The sequence below is a fragment of the Mesorhizobium sp. M4B.F.Ca.ET.089.01.1.1 genome, assembly GCF_004022605.1.
Taxonomy (GTDB): Bacteria; Pseudomonadota; Alphaproteobacteria; order Rhizobiales; family Rhizobiaceae; genus Mesorhizobium; species Mesorhizobium abyssinicae.
The window spans coordinates 1-569 of sequence record NZ_RZOS01001241.1 but is presented as its reverse complement, the minus strand read 5'-3'; the positions used below and the strand labels follow the sequence as shown (position 1 = coordinate 569).

At 62.6% G+C, this 569-nt stretch carries 2 pseudogenes; both read left to right on the top strand.

Annotated features, from left to right (window positions below):
- Window positions 1-303 (top strand): annotated as a pseudogene (locus tag EN780_RS36955) (dimethyl sulfone monooxygenase SfnG); the annotation flags it as partial.
- A 56-nt stretch (window positions 304-359) separates the two neighbouring features.
- Window positions 360-569 (top strand): annotated as a pseudogene (locus EN780_RS39430) (ABC transporter ATP-binding protein); the annotation flags it as partial.

Here is a 569-nt window from a genome sequence, read left to right as displayed (position 1 = left end):
GTGCAGGGCTTTGCCGATCAGGTCAAGAATGCCGGCAAGGCCTCGCCGGAAGGCGAAGGCAATTGGGCGAAGTCGTCCCTCGAGGATCTCGTTCAGTACAATGACGGCTTCCGCAGCAATCTCATCGGCACGCCGGAACAGATCGCCGAACGCATCCTGAAACTGAAGGACGCCGGTGCCGACCTGATCCTGCTCGGCTTCCTGCATTTCCAGGAAGAGGTCGAGTTCTTCGGCAAGCGCGTCATTCCTCTGGTGCGCGAACGGGAAGCAGCTCGCGACAGGGAGCTTGTCGCCGCGGAATAGGACGGGCGCGGCCCACGGGGCCGCAGCCGACACGCCTTCAAAAGCAGGAATGTTTCATGATTGGTGCTTCGCTGGGAGCGGCCGCATACGAGCGCGCGTCCGAAATTTCCGCCATCCTCGCGGTGGCTAACCCCGTCGGCGACAGGCGTCTGGCACGCCTGTCGTCACGGCCGGATGTGGTTCTCGCGCTGAGCGGGATCGGCATTTCCTTTGGCGGGGTCAAGGCGCTGAGCGATGTTGATCTCGAAGTGGAAGTCGGCGAGATC